Below are 18,761 nucleotides of genomic sequence, written 5' to 3'. Positions count from 1 at the left end.
TCAGGAGACCAGGTTCGCGTACACCACGATGTTGTCCTTGTAGCTGTGCTCGGCGTGGTCGAACACGCCGCCGCAGGTGATGATGCGCAGCTGCGGCTTGTCGGTGTTGCCGAAGACGGCCTGCGTCGGGAACGTGTCCTTGGGGACCTGTTCCTTGCGCTCCACGACGAACTTCAGCTTCTTGCCGTCGCTGCGTTCGACGTCGACCTCGTCGCCCGGGTTCACGTCCTTGAGCTTGTAGAAGATCCCCGGCTTGTGGTCGCCGTCGACGTGCCCGAGCACGATCGCCGGGCCCACGTCGCCCGGCACCGGCGAAAGCCGGTACCACGCCGCCTGCATCGGGTTCTTCACCGACGGCACCGAAATCTGCCCGTCCTTGTTCGGCATCACCGTGATCAGCGACGACTTCGCGCCGATCTTCGGGATCTCGACCGAGGTCGGCCGCAGCCCGGTGAACGGCTTGGTCACCGGGACCGCCGCGCTGGCCGGGGCCTGCGCGGCCGGAGCCGCCGGGGCGTCCGAGCCGCACGCGCTCAGCGAGAGGGAGAGGAGCAGAGCGCCCGCGAGAGCGGCGCCCTGCCCGAACTTCCTGGTCATCAGGCGGCCATGCCCCCGAAGCCGGTCTCAATGCCGCGCTTCGGCGTGTACTTCACCTGCGAGTTGCCGTGTCCGCCGGTGGTGCCAGCGGAGCCCGCGCCCGCGCCGCCCGCCGGGGGAACCTTGCCGTCGTCGGTCTTCTTGCCGCCGCAGGTCCAGACCGCGCGCACGGTGCCGCTCTCGAAGGAAACGCCCTCGTGGCGCTTGACGATCCACGACCAGTAGCGGCCGTCGGTCTCGTCCTGCTGCGGGCCCTCGACGATGTCGAAGTCGTTGGAGTGCAGGCCGGTCGGCTCGCCGGCGGCGCACGAGATCTCGATGTAGCCGTAGCCTTCGTCGAGGTCGAGGCCCCAGCCGGTGTCGTCCACGTACGGCGGCTCCGCCGGAGTGGAGGTCTCCGAGGAGGTCGGCGTGGTCGGCTTGCTGGAGTCGGTCGGCTTGCCGGTCTCAGTCGGCTTGCCCGTCTCGGTCGGCTTGCCCGTCTCCGTCGGCTTACCGGTCTCAGTCGGCTTGCCGGTCTCGGTCGGCTGCGTCTTGGTCTCGGTGGGCTGCGTGGCGGTTTCGCTGGCCGGCGGCTTGGCCGGAGTGGTCTCCGTCGCGTTGGCCGGGGCCGTGGCGGTCGTCGCCGGGGCCTCCTCCGCGCTCGCGACGGGCGCGACGGCAAGGCTGATCAGGGCGCCCGCGAGCACAGCGCCCGCGAGTCTGCCCAGGGTCTTCTTCAAGATGATTACCCCTCTGAGGAAAAGCGCGATGACCCCCACCGCGCCCGCTGATCCTGTCGAAATTCAGCCCAAAGGGGTAACTCTTTAGCTGGTGATTAATGACACGAGGGAAAGACGTAACGAACGCCTTCGCGGTGGCGATGATTTCGCCCGATTGCCGGGAATCCGGCCCGCCGTGCCCATACCGTAACAGTCGCCGGGCAACCCGCACAGCCCTCGTTAAATAGTGGCGGAAATCAGCCGAGCGCGGTCAGCAAATCCCGCCACAGGTCTTCCGGGTCTTCCAAACCGACCGAAAACCGGATGAGCCCCGGCGGCACGCGCTCCTCGCCGGGAAGCCAGGCACGCCGCTCCACCAGGCTTTCCACCCCGCCGAGACTCGTCGCCGACCGGATCAGCCGCACGGTCGCGCAGACTTTGTCCGCCGCGGCCGCGTCGGCGACCTCGAACGCCGCCATCATCCCGAAACCGGGGTAGCGCACCTTTGTTACCGCCGGGTGTTCCGCCAATCGGGACACCAGCAACTCGGCGGTACGAGTTTGCTCGGCGAGCCGCACCGGAAGCGTCCGCAAACCGCGTAACGCAAGCCACGTTTCGAGCGTGCCCGGTGTCGCGCCGACCCGAGTCCGAGCCGCGCGAAGTTCGTCCACAATGTCCCGATCGGCCGCCACCGCGACGCCGAGCAGAAGGTCGCTGTGTCCGCCAATGAGCTTCGTCGCGCTGTGCACAACGATGTCCGCGCCGAGCGACAGCGGTTGCTGATGCAGCGGAGTCGCGAAGGTGTTGTCGACGACTACGCGTCCCCGCGTGCCGCGCGCGATGGTCTCGATCTCCATCACGTCGAGCGTCGGGTTAGTCGGCGATTCGAGCCACAACAGATCGGCGTCGCAGTTGAGCCACGCCTGCGTGTCTGTCGGCTCCAATTCGATGACCGTGAGCCGACCGATCTGCTGCGCGTGCTTCAACGCTCCGCGCGTGACGGCGTAACTGAACGACGGAACCGCGACCGTCGACCCGACCGGCAACGAATCCAGCACCGCGGACAACGTGGCGACGCCCGACGCGAAGGCGACCGCGGTGCCGCCCTCAAGCGACCCGACGACCTCCTCGAAAGAGTCCCAAGTGGCCGTACCGTCGGAACGCGAATACACCGCGTCGCCCCCGGCCTCGAAGGTGCTCGTGGCCACGATAGGCGTGTTCAGCGGCTCGCCGGGGCCGTGCGGCCGGCCAGCCGCGATCGCGCGGGTCCGCGGAGTCCAGTCGTCCATGCGGACACGGTAACTTCGCGGTCGCTTGAACGGCAGGCGACGAATATCACCAGGTGGTCAGCTGTTCCACAAAGTGGACGACGTCGGCATCGGCTGGGCGGTCATGCAGGTAAACGGCCCGGATCAGCGACCCCGAGCCGGATCAACTCAACGAGCCGGATCCGCTCCCGGCGGCTGGCCGGGTGTTCCTTCGGCACCACGGCGAGGAATTCGTCGTCGATCATCCGCTGCGAATCCGGATCAGGCTGGGTGGCTACAGCGAGATCGATGGTGACGTCCGCGAGCCAGCTGGCGAGTTCGTCGTCCTCGCCCTGCAACGTGAGCACCTGGCTCCGCGGCCGATCCCGTTGCAGCCGCTGCACTCCTGTTCATGAAAGAACCGCCCCGGCCGATCATGCTGGCCGGGGCGGTCCTCGTCGTCACTTCAGTAGCGACCGAAGTCAGTGCGCGTAAACCTCGAACTCATACAGCGAATACCCGTACTTAGTCCCACGCGAGACCCCCTGCATCCGAACGAACCGTGCGTCCGCAGGCGCGAACGAGACGTTGTCCGCCCCGCCGTTCCCGTCCGTCACCACGGCAGCGTCGTGCCAGTCGGTGCCATCAGTGGACAGCTGGACCTTGTACCCCTTCCCATACGCCTTCTCCCACGACAGCACCGCGCGCGAAACCTGCTGCACCGAGCCGAGGTCCACGGTGATCGACTGGTTGTCGTTCCAATCGCTCGCCCAGCGGGTGCCGGCGTTTCCGTCGACGGCGTTCGAAGCGGGCGAGTTGTAGAACCCGGTTTCCGCGCTGGAGGCGTTCACCGGCTTGCCCGCCGCGAGGTTCGAGACGTTGTCGCCGCGGTGCGCGGGGTACTCCACGACCTGCTGGAACGTCGGCCGGTTCTGCGTGCTGATCTTGCCGTGCGTGATCCCGCCCAGCGGACGCTGGATCACCGTGTCGGCACACCACTGGTCACCGGCCGAGCAGTCGCCGTCGCCGGGGTACACGGTGTTCGCGGGCTGGCCGGCGGCCGTGGTCAGCGAGTCGACCAGCGTCTGCCGGCACGCGGTCAGGTCGCCGCCGCCGCAGAACTTCGCGCCCAGCGGGCCCGCGACCGGCTGTCCGAGCGCCGTGCGAATGTCCTTGCTGACATAGCCCCACCAGCCGTGCTGATACGCCGACCCCTGGTGCGGCTGCCCGACGTGCTTGCCCGGCGTTTCGTTCTGGAAGCCGGACGGGCTTTCGTTGATCTGCAGCACGTTCGTCATCGCACCGAACGCGTCGTCGCCCATCGACGGCTTGAACTCGCCGGTGACCAGCAGCGGCCACCACGCGTCCATGATCCGGATCGCGTCGGCGTCGTTGTAGGTCTTGCTGCCCGGGCTGGACTCGACGCGCTGGTGTCCGTGCTCCATCCACGTCTTCAGCTTCGCCTCGGCGTCGGCCGCGGCACCGGTGAGCGGGGCCTTGTCCAGCACCTGCAGCAGCAGCGGCAGCACCTTCTCCGCCCGCAGGTCAGCCAGCGCCGCGTCCTCCATCGCCTGGGTCAGGTTGACCCGGGTCACCTCGGTGCCGCTGGAAAGCAGGCCCTTGACCCGTGCGTCCAGCAGGTCGGCGCGGTGCACGGCGGACTTGTCCGCACCGCCGGACGCGTAGCCGCCCGCCTGCGCGTTGTTCCAGCTGATGTAGTAGTCCTGGTTCACCGACTGCGGATGCTGCGCCGCGGGCGTGTAGTCGGCCTTGTTGCCCGCCGGGTTCCAGCCCTTCCAGTCGAATCCGCGATCGCCCCACGCGGGCATCATCGGGTCCACAGTGGAATTGCGCACCGGGTTCGCGCCGGAGTTGAAGTACGCGATGTCCTTCGAATCGGCGTAGAACCAGTTGAAGGTGAAGTTGACGTCGTTCGCGGCGCGCTGGAAGTCCGCGGCCGATTTGACGTAGCCCGGGTCGTTGAACTCCTGGAACCCGATCAGCGAATCCACCTCGTGGAAGTACGAGGACCGCAGCGACGAGTACGCCACCGGCTTTCCGTCCACCGTCGCCCGCGAGGTCACCGGGCCGTACTTCGTGCGGTAGCTGCGCAGCGTGTAGGACCCGGCGGCGGTGCCGTCCGCGACCGTCGGCGACCAGGCGTTCTTGCGCTCCACGGTGTCCATCGGGAGGCATTTGCCCTGGTACAGGTAGTAGTTCGAGTCCTTTGTGGCCGGTTTGCCGCTCGGGTCGCACAGCGGCAGCGCGTAGGTGTCGATGATGTCCTGCGCCGCGGTCGTCGCGCTCCACGAGTAGTCCTGGCCGCGCCCGAGCAGCACGTACATGCTGATCCCGGCGAACGACGCGCCCCGAGCGCTGATGCCCGGGCCCTGGATTTCCTGCAGCAGCAACAGCTGCGGCGCGAAGTACCCGGTCTGCGGACCGAACACGGCGACCGGATGTCCGCTGGCGGTCTTCGCACCAGATACCAGCAGCGCGTTGGACATACCGTGCTTTTCCTTGAGCATGTTGCCCGGCAGCACGCCGTTGTCGAACATGCCGCGCGCGGATTCCTGATCCTTCGGCGCGGGAACCTTGACCTTCGCCTGCGCGGCGGCGGCCGAACCGGTCTGGTCGAACACGAGCTGCTGGTTCTTCACCGAGCCCTTGTCCGGCAATGCCGCGCCCTGCGGGTTCGCCGGAGTGTTGCCGTACGGGAAATTCTGCCCGTCGTGCAGGGTCTTCACGGCCTCGGGATCGTCCGCGGCGCGCAGGCTCTGCCACACCTTCTCACCCTGCTCGACGCCGTACTTCTCCTGCAGCGCCAGCTTCGCGACCGCGTTCTGCACCTCGCCGCCACCGCCGGCGCCGAACTGCGCGCCGACCACCGAAGCGAGCACGACGAGGTCAGTGAGCTTGAACGGTTCGATGGTGCCCGCGTTGGTGATCGCGTCGACGTGCCCGGTGAGCACGTACTCGCCCGGGAAGTACCGGCCGTTGTGCGAATCGGTGATGTATTTGTTGATGCCCTCGATGTACGCCTTCGCGTCGGCGAGCCCCTGCTGGCCGCGCGGACCGCTCGCCGCCACCGCGTCGATCTGCTGCTGCAGCTCGTCCTCGGTGTAGGGCGCGGAGGCGAAGAAAGACTGCTCCAGCTCGCGGTTCGCTTCCGCGCCGCCGGCGTACGACGTCAGCTGGCCGCGGCCGACCCGGCGCATGATGTCCATGAGCCACAAGCGATCCTGCGCCGCCGCGTATCCCGCTCCGTATTCGGTGCCGGACCGCGTCGTGCCCTGGATGTGCGGGACGCCAGTGGCCTTGTCGCGCGTGATCGTCACGTCGTCGCGCGGTTTCAGCGTGCTCGCGACCTGGTCGGCGGGCACGCCGAAGGACGAATCGTTGAAGAATTTGCCGATCGTGTCGGTCGTCAGCGTCTTGTAGCCGCCCGCCAGGTCGGCGTATTTGCCGAGCTGGTCGTCCGCGTGCCCGGGCTGCGTGCCGAACGCCTTGTTGGCGAGGATTTCGGCGAGCGTCGCGCTGCCGTTCTCCCCCGGCGGGAGGATGTCGTTGCACTGGCCCGCGCAATAGTCGTTGCCGGGCAACGCGGCGGAAGCCGGTGCCGCGGTCCCGATCTGCACTAGCCCGGCCGTGAGCACGGCTACCGCGCCCGCGGCCAGGATTGGGATGCGTCGTCGCATGCCGCACTCCGTCCACGAAGGATTCCCCAGGGTGACCCAGCGCACGCTACCGACGGGTAGGACACATGTGAAGAGTTTTCGCGTTTATCCCCTCGTTGGGAGTAGTCCTCCCTGGTAGCGGTCCATCAGGCGCGTCGTTTGGGCGATAGGTACGGTGAGCCCCATGAGCGTGGAAAAGCCCCTAGTCGAGCGCCCGGACGGACCGCCGCCCGCCGAGCTGCAGATCAAAGACATCACCGTCGGCGACGGCCCGGAAGCCACATCGGGCAATGCGGTCAGCGTGCACTACGTCGGGGTCTCGCACTCCACCGGCGCGCAATTCGACGCCTCTTACGACCGCGGCGCGCCGCTCGATTTCGAGCTCGGCGCGGGCCAGGTCATTCCCGGCTGGGACCAGGGCGTGACCGGTATGAAGGTCGGCGGCCGCCGCCAGCTGGTGATCCCGCCGCACCTGGCGTACGGCGAACGCGGCGCGGGCGGCGTGATCGCCCCGAACGAAACTCTGGTTTTCGTCGTCGATCTCGTAGACGTGAGCTGATCTGGAAGAAAACGCGGGCAGCCGGGAAAGCCCGATCGGGCAGCCCCGGCTGATCCCCCTTTCGGGGGAACTGGAAGGCGCCTAACGTTCGCATTGAGTAGTCGTCTTCCGGAGGATATTTCATGCGTTTGCGTGCTGCCCTTTCCGCTGCCTTCCTCGCCGCCGGCGCCGCGCTAGCCGTGGCGGCTCCCGCGTCCGCGGTCGCGAACGGCAACGATGTGGCACCCGGCGAGTATCCGTTCGCGGCCAAGCTGTCCATGCCCGTCATCCCGAAGGCGGACGGCACCACTTATTCGAGCGGATGCTCGGGTTCGCTCATCGCGCCGCAATGGATCATCACCGCCGGGCACTGTTTCCACGACGTCAACCGCAAGCCGGTTTCCGGCCCGGTCCCGTACGGGACCTCGGTGCTTCTCGGCGCCACCACCGACGAGCCGGGCAAGGGCGAGCGGCGCGACGTCACCGAGGTGCAGCAGGCGGGCATCAACGACGTCGCGATCGCCAAACTCGACTCGCCGGTCACCGACATCAAGCCGCTGACCGTGTCGCCCGCCGCGCCGACCAACGGCCAGAAGGTGCTGCTCGCCGGATGGGGCAGCCTCACCGAGGTTTCGCCGAAGCCGTCGGACAAGCTGCAGCAGGGCGAGATGCAGGTCGTCGGCTCCGACGCCACCACCGCGACCATCGTCGGCGTCGCGCCGAAGAAGGACACCAGCGCGTGCAGCTACGACTCGGGCGCGCCGTACTTCGTCGACGACGGTGACCACACCGGCCGCCTCATCTCGGTCGAGTCGACCGGGCCGGACTGCCCCCACGCCACCCCGGAGACGACCGCGCGCGTCGACATCCTCAAGGACTGGATCGCCTCGCACACCCAGTGAGGGCAAGTCGCGAGATCGGTCGGTTTTCGTCGCCCATCAAGGGAATTCCGCATCGCGGACGGTGTCGTTAGCGTGGAAGGCCGAGTTCATCGGCGTCCGCCGGTGACCCGGACGAAGGGACAGAATGCGCGTCCGCGCCACGATCTCCGCAGCAGTTCTCCTGCCCATCCTCACCGCGAGCCCGGCTTTGGCCGTCGCGAACGGCTCTGATGTCCCAGCGGGCCAATTCGGCTTCGCCGCGAAACTGAGCATGACCGGAATCCCGCTGCCGAACGGAAGCACGTACTCGAGCTTCTGTTCGGCAGCGCTCGTCGCGCCGCAGTGGATCGTCACCACCGGCCACTGTTTCCACGACGCCAACAAGAACCGGGTGTCCGGCCCGGTGCCGTACCCGACGACGGTGTCGCTGGGCCTGGTCGACGAGACCAAGGAAAAAGGCGTCCAGCGCAAGGTCACGCAGGTTCTGCAAGCCGGCCCGAGCGACGTCGCGCTGGCGCAGCTCGACAGCCCGGTCTCCGGCGTTACTCCGCTTACGGTGAACCACCTGGTGCCGGGCGTCGGACAGCAGGTCACGCTGGCCGGCTGGGGCAGCCGGACGGCGCAGAATCCGGTGCCGTCCAAGCAGTTGCAACAGGGCACGATGAAGATCTCGTCGGTCGGCGGCACGACAGTCGGCATTCACGGCGTCGCGCCCTCGGCGTCCACCAGCGCCTGCGCCTTCGACACCGGCGCGCCGTATTTCACCGACGGCAAGCTGATCTCGATCGAGAACAACGGCCCGGACTGCCCGCACACCGGCGCGGAAACGACCTCGCGCATCGATGTGCTCGCCGATTGGATCGACGAGCACGCGAAGTGAGTACGGTGGAAGGGCCGTTCGACCTGAGGAGAGTCGCATGCCCGAGCCGATCCTGACCGCTGTCGCCACCGCGCTGGCCACGAAGGCCGCGACCGGGCTTTATGACCTGGTCAAGCGCAAGTTCTCCGGCAATAGCAAGGCGACCGCCGAACTGGAGGCGGCCACCCCCGACAACCCGGCCGCGGTGACCGCGCTGGCCGAACGCCTCGACGAGGTCAGCCGCCAGGACCCGGAGTTCGGGGCGGCGCTGCGCACCGAGTTCGAGGTGCACCAGGAGGCACGCAGCGGCGGGGTGACGAACCACGTGGGCACCGTGGCCGAAGGGGCCAAGGTCGTCCAGTTGCGTGACGTACAAGGCAATATCAGCCTCTGAGTCCTTTCGGATGTCCGGCACGGAGCGCGATCGGTAGGATCGCTCTCCGTGCCTTCGTCGTCCTACCCCGTGCCGCGCCGATGGCGCACCGTGCCCACGGAACGGACACTGCTGGCGGTAGTGCACAACGTCACCGCGGCGACCCGGCTGCTGGACGTGCTGCCGCTGTTCGCCGAGGATCCCCGGCTGCAGGTGGTGTTCACGTGCCCGGATTCGAGCGCGTTCACCCGGGGGACGCAGGAGTACCTCGCCGCGCGCGGGATCCCGCTGGAGCCGTGGGAAGACGTCGTGGCGGAGGACTTCGACTGGGCCCTGGCCGCCAGTTACGGCGGGGATTTGCATGAATTGCGCGCTCCGTTGACGGTATTGCCGCACGGGATGGGTTATAATAAATTCTTGGAAACCGGAAACCGGAAACCGGAAACCGGAAACCGGAAACCGGAAACCGGAAACCGGAAACCGGAAACCGGAAACCGGAAACCGGAAACCGGAAACCGGTTTTCGGGTTGTCCGAGCAATGGCTGCTGCATAACGGCGAGGTGATCGCCGAACATCACGTCCTGTCCCACCCCGAGCAGCTCACCCGGCTGCGGCAGTACTGTCCGAAAGCCGCCGACCACGCCGTCATCGCCGGAGATTCCTGCTTGGACCGCCTGCGAGACGCCCGGGAACTGCGCGAATCCTACCGCCAGGCCCTGGGCGTAACCGGCGAGCAAACCCTGGTGCTGATCTCGTCCACCTGGGGACAACTCTCCTCATACGGATCCGGCCCAGACCTCCCCGCCCGCGTCGCGCGACAATTGCCGCTGGACGAATTCGCCGTCGTCCTCGCCCTGCATCCCAACATCGGCCAGGGCCATTACCCGTGGCAGCTGAAAATGTGGCTGCGAGAATGCGAACGAGCGGGCGTAATCGTCCTCCCGGAAGAAGATCTGTGGCAACCAGCCGCGGTAGCCGCCGACGTCACCATCGGCGACCACGGCTCCGTCACCTACTACTCCGCCTGCCTGGGCACCCCGGTGCTGCTGGCCGCCGCACCGCACGACGCCGTCGACCCGGATTCCCCAGTAGCCGCCCTGTTGCGCACCGCCCCCTCGCTGACCGACGAAAACCTGTCCGACCAACTGCGCACCGCGACCCAGCGCCCTGCCCTCGTCGCCGCGGCCGAACTCGCCACCAGCGTCCCCGGACAATCCGCAGCGCTGCTGACCGACCTCGGCTACCGCACTCTCCAACTACCGCCACCAGCCGAACCAGCCGGATTCACCGCGTTCCCGCTGCCCCGCGTCCAACGCCCAGAACCCGGCGCACAGTGGATCCAGGTCCGCGGCGACGAAGTCACCAGATTCACCGCCGCCGCACCCGAGGCCCACCTAGTAGTCCACGTCGACGGCCCCGACCCGCGCCTGCTGCGCCGCGCCGACATCGTGCTGGGCGACCGATTCCCCGACCCCGGCCGCTGGATCGCCCTCACCCTCGCCGAATTCCCCGGCTGCGAATGGGCCGCCTGCCCAGCCGGATCAGGCTGGCTAGCCGGCAGCCGCGACGGCCTGGTCGTCTCCTTCACCGGCACCGACCTGCCGCAGGCCGTACCGTCGCTGCTGTACACCCGAGACCAGCTGGGCCTCGATCTCCCCGAACAGCTGCCCTTCACCGCGGGCGGCCGCAAGCACGAAGTCCGGCTTACTGTCCACTATGGATAGTCAGAGCTGTTCGATCCAGATCAGCAGATCGGTCGCTTCGGCCGTGAATCCGTGCACCCGGGCGATGTTCAGCGCGTCGTTCGCGTGCGCCTTCGCCTGATCGCGGAACCCACGGGCCAGCGCCGCCTCCGCGCGGGAGCGCAAGGCGGCAATGCGTTCGCGGTGCAGTCGCAGCCGTTCCGCCGCCGAATCGATTTCGGCCAGCACAGCCGCGCCTTCCTCGTACGAACCAGCCTCGATCAGCTTCCGTCCCTGCCACAGCCGGACCTTCACCAGATTGCCCGGCTCGTTCTTCAGCCCCTGCTCCGCTTGCGCCAGCAGGGTCGCCGCCTCCTCCGGCGGCACGACCTTGGCCAGATGCATCCGGATCAACGCGAGCCGACGGTCATCGGGGACCTCCTCGGCCAGCGCAAGGCTTTCCCTCAAGCAGGACTCCGCCTGGCTGTACAGCGAAACCGCTTCCTCAGCCCGCCCCTGCTGCCGCGCGATCAACCCCGGTTCGAAGAACGCGAGCCCGCGCGCTTCCAGCGCGGACGCGTGTTCCTCCGGCGTCGTGGCCAACTCGGCCGCCGCGGCGTATTGCTCCAGCGCCGCCGCCCAATCACGCCGCTGCAGCTGAGCGAACCCGAGCTGGGTACGGACCAACCCCTCGGCAAGCGGCATCGCGGCGGCTCGCGCGGCCCGGACCGCGTCCTGGCTCACCGCCAACAGCTCGACGGGGTAAGCGCCGTCCTTGTAGACCGGCCACAACGCCCTAGCCAGCCGGATGACGTCCTCGTGCGCCCCGACCTGCAACGCGACCTCCGCCGCGGCGACCAGGTTCGCCTGCTCGTCGAACAACCACTCCCAGGCATCCACGTCAGCCGGTGCCGGAGTGAAGCCCGGCCAGATCTTCTCCGGCCAGCCAGTCGACAGCGCGCGTTCCGCGATCCGGAGCCCCTGCTCGGCGTAGTACCCGACCACCACCTCGGAAAGCTCGCCCGCCAGCGCCGCGGCGTGCATGCGCCCCAGCTCGGACATCCGGTAGCGACCCCGGATGACCTCGATCAACTTGGCCGAGACCAGTTTCTGCAGCGTGTCCTCAGTGTCGTACTCGTCGAGAGAGAGCAGCGCCGCCACGGTTTCCAGCCGAACGGCGCCATCGCCCGGATGCGCGCCGAAAACCCGGTACGCCGCTTGCTCACGCTCGTCCATCTGCTCGTAAGCGACGTCGTACACCGCGCTGGCCAGCGCGCCTTTCGCCCGGATCCGCGCGACCAGCCGCCGCACCGTCCCGCCTTGCCGGGCGAGGAGCACGCCCGCGACGTTGAGCTCCGCGGCGGATCCCGCGCAGATCCGCAGGAGTTCTTTCAGGTGCTCCGGCTCCCCGGCGAGCTTTTCCTCGCCTACCAGCGCCGTCAGCACACCCAGCGCCGCCTCGTCGCTCAACGGTTCCAGCTCGACCTCGCGAGCGGAATACCGGGCACGCAGCGCCTCCAGCCCAGACCCGACCACGAGCACGTACGAACCGGGGTGCGTCGGCAGCAGCGCCTTGACCTCCGCCGCGCTCAACGCGTCGTCGACCAGCAGCGCGACCTTGAACTTGGCGGTCTGCGACTGCCACATCGCCACGCGCCCCTCGAGACTCGCCTGCATCTCGTCCGGCCCGTATCCCAGCTTGGACAGCAATTCGGCCAGCACATCAGCGCCGGCCCGGTGGCCCACGCGCACGTCGTAAAACCGGTCGAACCGGTCCTGATGCTGGTGCAGCCAGGTTTCGCACAGCGTCGTCCGCCCACTGCCCGGCGCACCCCGCACGATCGCGATCGCTACCCGATCCAGCGCCTCGTCATGAATTCGAGTGAGCGCGGCGAGCTGGCGCTCGTTGTTCCGGTAATGCTCCGGCGGTGCCTGGACCTGCAACGCGGGTGCCGCGGGCTGCTGCGGCCCGTGGAAGTGCACGTCGCCGTAGACGTTACGAGCCTGGAAGACCTTGTCCGCCTGGCCGTCGAAGTAGTTGCCGTCGCTCACCGTTTCCCCCGCCCAGCTGGTCCCGGCTCAGGCTACCGGAAACGTCACGGTCCGTGTCCAGCTCTTCACCACGATCAGGTCCAGGTAGGGTTCTGACCAGGAATTCCAGGACGGATTTGGTAGAATTGAATTGAGCAGCAAAGCAGCAAAGCAGCAAAGCAGCAAAGCAGCAAAGCAGCAAAGCAGCAAAGCAGCAAAGCAGCAAAGCAGCAAAGCAGCAAAGCAGGTGGCGGACCTTCGACCCGGTCGTCGTGCTCGGGGTCGTGCGCACCTGGACTTCGGCGATCAAGCTGCTCGAGGTCTGCCGTCTGTTCCAGGATGACCAGCGGATTCGCTTCACCTTCACGGTCGACCACGGGTCCCGGTTCAGCGCGGGCGTCGAGGAGTTGCTGGACCGCGCGGAAGTGCATCGCACGCCGTGGGAAAACGTTCCGGAACTCAATTATTCACTCGCGATCACAGCTAGCGAAAACATTGATTTCGACCACGTCTCCGGACCGGTTCTCGTCCTTCCGCACGGCGTCGGATTCCACAAGTACGTTCCCGACTCCGGTTCTGCCGGCACCCGGCTCTCCGGGCTGATCCCGTCGGCCGCGTTGCGGTCCGGGCGAGTGCTGATGGCAGTGTCGCATCCGAGCCAGCAGAAGCAGTTGCGCGACGCCGACCCGCTGACCGACGGCCAGACCGTGCTCGTCGGCGATCCGCAGTTCGAGCAGCTTCTCCGGAGCGAACCGCACCGCGACCACTATCGCGCCGCCCTCGGAGTGGCTGATCGCACCTTCGTGCTGGTCAGCTCCACCTGGGGGAAGACCTCGTTGATCGGCCGCCGCCCTCGGCTTCCCGCCGAACTGCTGGCGGCACTGGACTACGATTCCGCGGCCGTCGGTCTCGTGCTGCATCCCAACGTCTGGTCGCGTTACCGGCCGTTCCAGATCCGGTCCTGGTTCGCCGCGGCCGAGGACGCCGGGCTGCTGCTCCTCCCGCCGGAACGCGGATGGCAGGCCGCCATTGTCGCCGCGGACGTCGTCGTCGGCGACCACGGCTCGGTCTCCTTGCTGGCAGCCGCGATCGGACGGCCGTTGCTGCTCGGCGCGTTCGGCAGCGAGGTCGTGCCCGGCACCAGTGCCGACCTCCTCGGCAAGAACGCGTCCCGGCTTACCCGGGACCGGCCGTTGCGTGACCAGATCGACGAGGCGGAAACCCAACCCTGGCAAGAAGATCTCACTGAGCGCACCTTCGCGAACCCGCACGGGGCAACCGCGGAACTGCACGCGCTCGTACTCCGGCTAGCGGGCCTCGATCCCCGTCCGCTCGAAATCCTGCGCGCCCCGGACCCAGAGCCGCATCCGATCGCTCCGCTCGCCTTCACCGCGTACCCGGAGTTCACCGGCCCGGATTCCCTTGCCTTGCATCGGTTTCCCCGCTCGGTAGAAGAATGGCGGCCTGACTTCGAACGAGCCTCGGCCAAGCTGAGACACGTGGTCGCGGACGAAAGCGACGATAACCTCGGCCGGATCGGCAATGCCACCGTGCTGACCAGAACCACACTGCGTCCCGCGCCAGAAGACTGGTGCGCCAACGCATTGCGGCTCCACCCCTCCTGCATGCTGGCAGCGGCGGCCGTCCCGGATGGATGCGTCGCCCGCACTAGGGACGGCAAGATGTTCACCGTCACTGGCTCAGCTGACGTCGCCGCCCTGGCTTCGGCGCTGCACGCGTGTCTGGCGACCGGTCGGGAGGGCGGCCGTCCGTTGTCGCTACGACTCGGCTCCGTCGAGACCGCCGTCGTTTTCTGACGCCAGCTTCTCGGCCCGTGGACTGCCCAGTTCTCGATACAGCCGAATCGCCCGATCCAGGTGACTACGTGCCTCCGCCGGTTCCTCCTCGACCAGCGCGGCGTACAGCGCTTCCCGGGCCTGGGCCTCGTAGAAGGTCGCCCCACTCGTTTGGAAAGCATCCGCCGCCGCGGTCAACGCGTCGACACCGCCGGGCAGCCCGGTGCGTACGCGCACCTGACCGGTGATCAGCAAGGCGCGCGCAGCCGACCGCTCGTCGCCAAGCTCGCCGAATGCGCGATGCGCCGCCTCCAACTCGCGCAGGCCCTCCGCGTCGCCGAGCGACTGGCCGAGAAACATCCGGCTCAGCGCCTCTCCCCGCTTTTCCCCGGACGCCTCGTTCAACTCGATCGACTCGCGGTACCTCTGTCGCGCCTGTTCCGGCTGGCCGGCCAGGTCGTGGTAGCGACCAGCGAATTCCCGCACCGAGGCTCGCAGCACGAGGTGTCCGTCCTGATCCGCCAGCTCGATCGAGCGTCGCACGAAGTGCCCGGCTTGCTCGAACTGATCGAGATCCGTCAACGGACGCGACGCCAGACTGCGCAACCGCGCCTCCGCTGCGCGATTCCCGGCCTCTTCCGCGGCCTTGATGCCGTGCCGGAGGCTGCTGAGCGACTCGGCCTGCCGCTTACGATCGAAGTAGTAGGCCGCGAGCGACTCGGCGATCTGCCAGATCTCGTCGACCAGGCCGATCTCCCGGGCCACCGGCAGCAGTTCGTGCAGCGCGCGCCGGTTCTCCTCGAACCAGGCCAGTCCGTTGGCCCGCCGATCGCCGGTGAACGGGTCCGCGATCTCTGGCGCGTCCGCGACGCGATACCGCTCCACCCCGATCATCGCCGCGTCCGCGTAGTAGGCGGCGTCGCGGAACCCGCGCACCACCCGGGCGAGCGCCTCCTGCGTCTCCTCGTCGCCCAATCCCGAAAGGGACGCCGCGTGGTCGTGGACGAGCGGATGCATGAAGTACCGGCCGTGCTCCTCCTGCAGCACCTTCAGCAGGACCAGCTCGGCGAGAATGTCCCCCGACGTGGCCTCGTCCAATCCGATCAGCAGATCGAAGACCGGCGCGGTGAAATCGATCGCCGGGTACGCGCCGAGCAGCCGATACGCCCGCTGGGCCGGTTCGGTCGCTTCCTGATATGTCGCTTCGAACACCGGCTCCCCCTTCTTCGGCCCACGGTCGGACCGCATCAGCTCGGCGCGCGAACGCCGAAGCCGAGCCGCCAGCTCCGGCAACGAAGGACACCGCCCGACCACGACGAGCGTCGCGGCGTTCCGGAGGGCCAACGGCAATCCGCCGCAGTAGCCGAGGACCTCGGCCAGCACCGGATCTTCCAGGTCCGCGTCCAGTTCGCTCAGCTCGCGAAACAACTGAGCGGCCTGCCGATCGTCGAGCGGCGTGACGGTGATCGTCTTGCCGCCGAGATCGCGCACCTCGAGCGGCGATTCCACCCGGCCGGCGGCGAGAACGAGCCAATCGTGCCCACCGGGCATCAACTGCAGAATCTGCTCGGCTTCCGTGACGTTCTCCAGCAACATCACCCCAGCCGCCCCGGACGACCGGCTCCGCCACAGGCTCGCCAGCCCGGGTTCGGCGGGCATCACCTCGTCGCGGACCCCGTCGCGGCGCAGCAACGAACGCAGGGCCGCTGAACTCAGGGGCTCGCCGTCGACCGTGTGCGTCGCGTAGTCCGTGTAATAAGCCCCGCCGGGATAGCGGTCTTTTACTTGCTCAGCGACATACCGGGCCAGCGCACGCCGCCCGACCCCGGTCAATCCGTCGAACACGACGAGCGGCGCACACTGATCATCAAGACAGGCCTCGATCTGCTCGTCCCGGCCGACCAATCGCCGCAACGCCCTCGGCGTTTCGTGCGGCACCACCCGCTCCGGCCCAGGCATCTGCTGGTTGACCGTGCCGATGTATTGCGCCTGCACAAGAGAACCACCGCCGCCGACCGACCCGACTTCGTTGTGCACCAGTCCACCCCTCACCCCGAGTGATCGCCAGCTTACCGATTCACCGCGGCGCGAGCATCAACATCGAGCCGTCTTCCCAGTACAAACAGGCAGGCGAAGGACTCCATCGCGCACTCCCCGACCACACGACGACCGGCGCGGCGTCCTTCACCTCGACCAACGCCACCCGGTCCGCCCCACGCACCACGGCTATCTCTCCAGTTCGCCCCTTCAGCATGGAAGCCGCTTCGAACGCCTGCCCTCGCGCCGGCCCGCTGGGCACTGCCACCGGTTTCCGGCGCCGCTTCGGAACGGTCACGAACTCCCACAACGCCATCACGGGCCAAGCGAGATGGGCGAGGATCTCAAGAACAGCCTCCGCGACACACCCCAGCGACCGATCAGCCCGCCGCCGATCGCGCCTCACCTTGACCCGGCCCAGCACCACGACTCGCACCGGCTCCCGCCAGTCGCCCTCGAAGTACTGCTCGACCCGGGCTCCCCGCTCCTGGCCCATCAGCCACCCGTCCGATTCCGTTATGCCGCGCTGGAACTGTACCTACTCAACTTGCCGGGCGAGGGGAAGAAAAGCGAAAAGGCGGTGATCAAGTTGACTGAGTTGATGAGCGCCGCGACGGGGGGGATGATCAAGTAGAGCACGATGGGCACCGTGAAGTGAATCTGTTCCACCCCGGAGTAGCTGCCCGAGGTCGTCACGGAAATGACGTACCAGACAACGAATCCGATCGCCGCCAGCCATCCGGGGATAACCGTCCCCAGCTGAACCCCCAGCACGGTGTACTCCTTCCGGTACCCGAGTCGCCCAGCCGCGAAATAGGAACGCGCGAGCATGAGCCCGACCCCGGAAAGCATCAAGCAACATGCCGCGAGAATCCCCAAGGCGACTGTCAGCGTGGTGGTGACGTCATAGGAAGTGGGCAGGCGGTATCCGAAGATGGGCACCGCGATAATCATGAGCAAGCCGATCCCCGCGCTCGCGGAACCCCAGCGCATCGTGGTGGCGCGAATCTTCCTGACCAGAGCCGGAGGAAACCAGCGACCAGGAGAGGCCGCGGACGCGTAGGGGTTCATCATTGCCATCACTGAGCTGTCAGCTCCCTGTCGAAGTCATCAACCGCCGGATTCGACCCACTCGAAGGTGTCGAAGATGCCGCGCGCCAGGTCGACCACATGGGTCCAGTCCTCGGTGTTGTTGCTGGTCACGGCGAGACCGAGGACTACCTTCGGTCCCGGAATCCACGCGGTGATCGCGTGTTCGGCGACCTGCACCGAACCTTCGCCGATCGAAATGCTGCCGCGAGTAGCGGACTGCGCGATCACCGCCGGTCCGGCCGGCAGCTCCAGCACCTCGACCGGCCCGCTCGAGGTGCTGCGCTGCACCTCCTCGAGCCCGGAGACCGCCACATTGACCGACGAATGATCCGATTCAAGACAGAAGCAGTTGACCACCGCCATGATCGGCCGCTTCAAGTCGTCTGGTGAGCGGAAGAACCCGGCTGCGGTGTAGCTGGATCCGCCAGCCGCGGCCATGGCCGCGGTCGTGGCGAGCATCGCGGTCGTTTCGGCGATGCCCTGGTCTGGCTCGGCGTCCGGACCCTCGCCGAACTCAGCGGACACCGAAGCGGCGAGGGAACGAAACTTTTCCTCGTCGATCTCCCCTGCGGGCAAGGCAATGAATCCGTCCGGCAGGAAGAGGGAGAACCCGGGTGGTTCCGGTGGAGCGGACACGTCCGACATGAGTTCCCGTCCTGTCTTGGGGGTGGCAGTGCGACCATCGGCGATTACCGGAAGCGAGACCACCCTTCGCCATACGATTGGGCGAAGCTCTTGACCAGAACCTCTTCCTCTTCGCTCAGCTTCAGAACTGCCTGGCCGTGCTCCGGCCAGTAGATCCGAAGCGCACCCTCCTCGGCTCCCGGCGTGAGCTCCACGTTCACCTCCGGCCCGCTTTGCCAGAACGGCACCGGAACACCCTGCTCGAGCCCTTCTCCGACGAAGACGACGTGCGACCTCGAAAAGGCGACCCAAGACTTTTTCGGCGCCTTCTTCATCAGGTCGACGAACTCAACCGCCGGGCCGTACGGCATGGTCCCGCGCACGGTCAGTGTCCCAACCCTGGTCGGCCACTTCGGGTAGATCTCCCAAAAGTCCAGTACATACAGGACGAGCGCGTACGGAATAAGGATCGGAAAGGCAAGGACGTAGAGGATTTTCTTGCCGAGGCTCCACGTCCCGATGTCCTGCCGGTTCGGAAGGGTCAGCTTGAAGCGCTTGCGCTGGAACGCGACCACCCCCGCGGGCTCTCCCCACGAGGCCGTCGCCCACCCGAGTACCGACTCTCT

18 protein-coding genes are annotated in these 18,761 nt (G+C 67.4%); 7 read left to right on the top strand and 11 right to left on the bottom strand.

Features of this window, described 5'->3' with window-relative positions; genetic code table 11:
* The 5 genes from ACZ7SW_RS03035 to ACZ7SW_RS03015 form a co-directional block, all read right to left on the bottom strand.
* Entirely contained in the window at positions 1 to 597 is a 597-nt protein-coding gene (locus ACZ7SW_RS03035) for a class F sortase (RefSeq protein ID WP_470228729.1), read from the bottom strand.
* Positions 597 to 1,319: a hypothetical protein gene (locus ACZ7SW_RS03030; RefSeq protein ID WP_470228728.1), complete on the bottom strand. Its 723-nt coding sequence runs from the start codon at positions 1,317 to 1,319 to the stop codon at positions 597 to 599. Before ACZ7SW_RS03030 ends, ACZ7SW_RS03035 begins: the two co-directional genes overlap by 1 nt.
* A gap of 236 nt (positions 1,320 to 1,555) precedes the next feature.
* Entirely contained in the window at positions 1,556 to 2,587 is a 1,032-nt protein-coding gene (locus ACZ7SW_RS03025; RefSeq protein WP_470228727.1) for a trans-sulfuration enzyme family protein, read from the bottom strand.
* A gap of 101 nt (positions 2,588 to 2,688) precedes the next feature.
* Positions 2,689 to 2,949, bottom strand: a complete 261-nt coding sequence (locus ACZ7SW_RS03020) for a LysR family transcriptional regulator substrate-binding protein (RefSeq protein ID WP_470228726.1) — start codon at positions 2,947 to 2,949, stop codon at positions 2,689 to 2,691.
* Positions 2,950 to 3,027: 78 nt separating this feature from the next.
* Positions 3,028 to 6,243: a penicillin acylase family protein gene (locus ACZ7SW_RS03015; RefSeq protein WP_470228725.1), complete on the bottom strand. Its 3,216-nt coding sequence runs from the start codon at positions 6,241 to 6,243 to the stop codon at positions 3,028 to 3,030.
* A gap of 163 nt (positions 6,244 to 6,406) precedes the next feature.
* Between ACZ7SW_RS03015 and ACZ7SW_RS03010 the strand changes: the two genes are divergently transcribed.
* The 6 genes from ACZ7SW_RS03010 (at position 6,407) to ACZ7SW_RS02985 (ending at position 10,597) form a co-directional block, all read left to right on the top strand.
* A complete protein-coding gene (locus ACZ7SW_RS03010) occupies positions 6,407 to 6,781 on the top strand; it encodes an FKBP-type peptidyl-prolyl cis-trans isomerase (protein ID WP_470228724.1) in 375 nt (124 codons plus the stop codon).
* A 122-nt stretch (positions 6,782 to 6,903) separates the two neighbouring features.
* Positions 6,904 to 7,662 (top strand): S1 family peptidase, encoded by a 759-nt coding sequence (locus tag ACZ7SW_RS03005; RefSeq protein ID WP_470228723.1) that lies wholly within the window; start codon positions 6,904 to 6,906, stop codon positions 7,660 to 7,662.
* Between the two features lie 124 nt (positions 7,663 to 7,786).
* The gene (locus ACZ7SW_RS03000; RefSeq protein ID WP_470228722.1) at positions 7,787 to 8,521 is read left to right on the top strand and encodes a S1 family peptidase; all 735 of its coding nucleotides are present in this window, start codon (positions 7,787 to 7,789) and stop codon (positions 8,519 to 8,521) included.
* Between the two features lie 37 nt (positions 8,522 to 8,558).
* Entirely contained in the window at positions 8,559 to 8,894 is a 336-nt protein-coding gene (locus tag ACZ7SW_RS02995) for a hypothetical protein (protein ID WP_470228721.1), read from the top strand.
* A 48-nt stretch (positions 8,895 to 8,942) separates the two neighbouring features.
* Positions 8,943 to 9,437 carry a hypothetical protein gene (locus ACZ7SW_RS02990; RefSeq protein WP_470228720.1) on the top strand — a complete coding sequence of 165 codons (495 nt, stop codon included), beginning with the start codon at positions 8,943 to 8,945 and terminating at the stop codon, positions 9,435 to 9,437.
* Positions 9,401 to 10,597, top strand: coding sequence for a hypothetical protein (locus ACZ7SW_RS02985; protein WP_470228719.1), 1,197 nt, complete (start codon positions 9,401 to 9,403; stop codon positions 10,595 to 10,597). The genes ACZ7SW_RS02990 and ACZ7SW_RS02985 overlap by 37 nt, the downstream gene beginning before the upstream one ends.
* Here the strand turns inward: ACZ7SW_RS02985 and ACZ7SW_RS02980 are convergent, their stop codons facing one another.
* The gene (locus ACZ7SW_RS02980; protein ID WP_470228718.1) at positions 10,598 to 12,607 is read right to left on the bottom strand and encodes a hypothetical protein; all 2,010 of its coding nucleotides are present in this window, start codon (positions 12,605 to 12,607) and stop codon (positions 10,598 to 10,600) included. It lies immediately after the preceding gene.
* 263 nt (positions 12,608 to 12,870) lie between these two features.
* Here ACZ7SW_RS02980 and ACZ7SW_RS02975 point away from each other — a divergent pair, with 263 nt between their 5' ends.
* Positions 12,871 to 14,403 (top strand): hypothetical protein, encoded by a 1,533-nt coding sequence (locus tag ACZ7SW_RS02975; protein ID WP_470228717.1) that lies wholly within the window; start codon positions 12,871 to 12,873, stop codon positions 14,401 to 14,403.
* Here ACZ7SW_RS02975 and ACZ7SW_RS02970 read toward each other — a convergent pair.
* The 5 genes from ACZ7SW_RS02970 to ACZ7SW_RS02950 are packed head-to-tail and all read right to left on the bottom strand — an operon-like array spanning position 14,365 to position 18,710.
* Positions 14,365 to 16,419, bottom strand: a complete 2,055-nt coding sequence (locus ACZ7SW_RS02970; RefSeq protein ID WP_470228716.1) for a hypothetical protein — start codon at positions 16,417 to 16,419, stop codon at positions 14,365 to 14,367. The genes ACZ7SW_RS02975 and ACZ7SW_RS02970 overlap by 39 nt on opposite strands.
* 40 nt (positions 16,420 to 16,459) lie before the next feature.
* On the bottom strand, positions 16,460 to 16,915 hold the full coding sequence (locus ACZ7SW_RS02965) for a hypothetical protein (RefSeq protein ID WP_470228715.1): 456 nt from the start codon (positions 16,913 to 16,915) through the stop codon (positions 16,460 to 16,462).
* 20 nt (positions 16,916 to 16,935) lie between these two features.
* Positions 16,936 to 17,493, bottom strand: a complete 558-nt coding sequence (locus ACZ7SW_RS02960; RefSeq protein WP_470228714.1) for a hypothetical protein — start codon at positions 17,491 to 17,493, stop codon at positions 16,936 to 16,938.
* 36 nt (positions 17,494 to 17,529) lie between these two features.
* Positions 17,530 to 18,147: a hypothetical protein gene (locus tag ACZ7SW_RS02955; protein WP_470228713.1), complete on the bottom strand. Its 618-nt coding sequence runs from the start codon at positions 18,145 to 18,147 to the stop codon at positions 17,530 to 17,532.
* A 53-nt stretch (positions 18,148 to 18,200) separates the two neighbouring features.
* Positions 18,201 to 18,710: a hypothetical protein gene (locus tag ACZ7SW_RS02950; RefSeq protein ID WP_470228712.1), complete on the bottom strand. Its 510-nt coding sequence runs from the start codon at positions 18,708 to 18,710 to the stop codon at positions 18,201 to 18,203.
* Positions 18,711 to 18,761: the final 51 nt, after the last annotated feature.

The sequence above is a fragment of the Amycolatopsis sp. NPDC114484 genome (assembly GCF_055633755.1).
The sequence above is the reverse complement of the archived record's forward strand: the minus strand, read 5'-3'. Positions and strand labels throughout refer to the sequence as shown.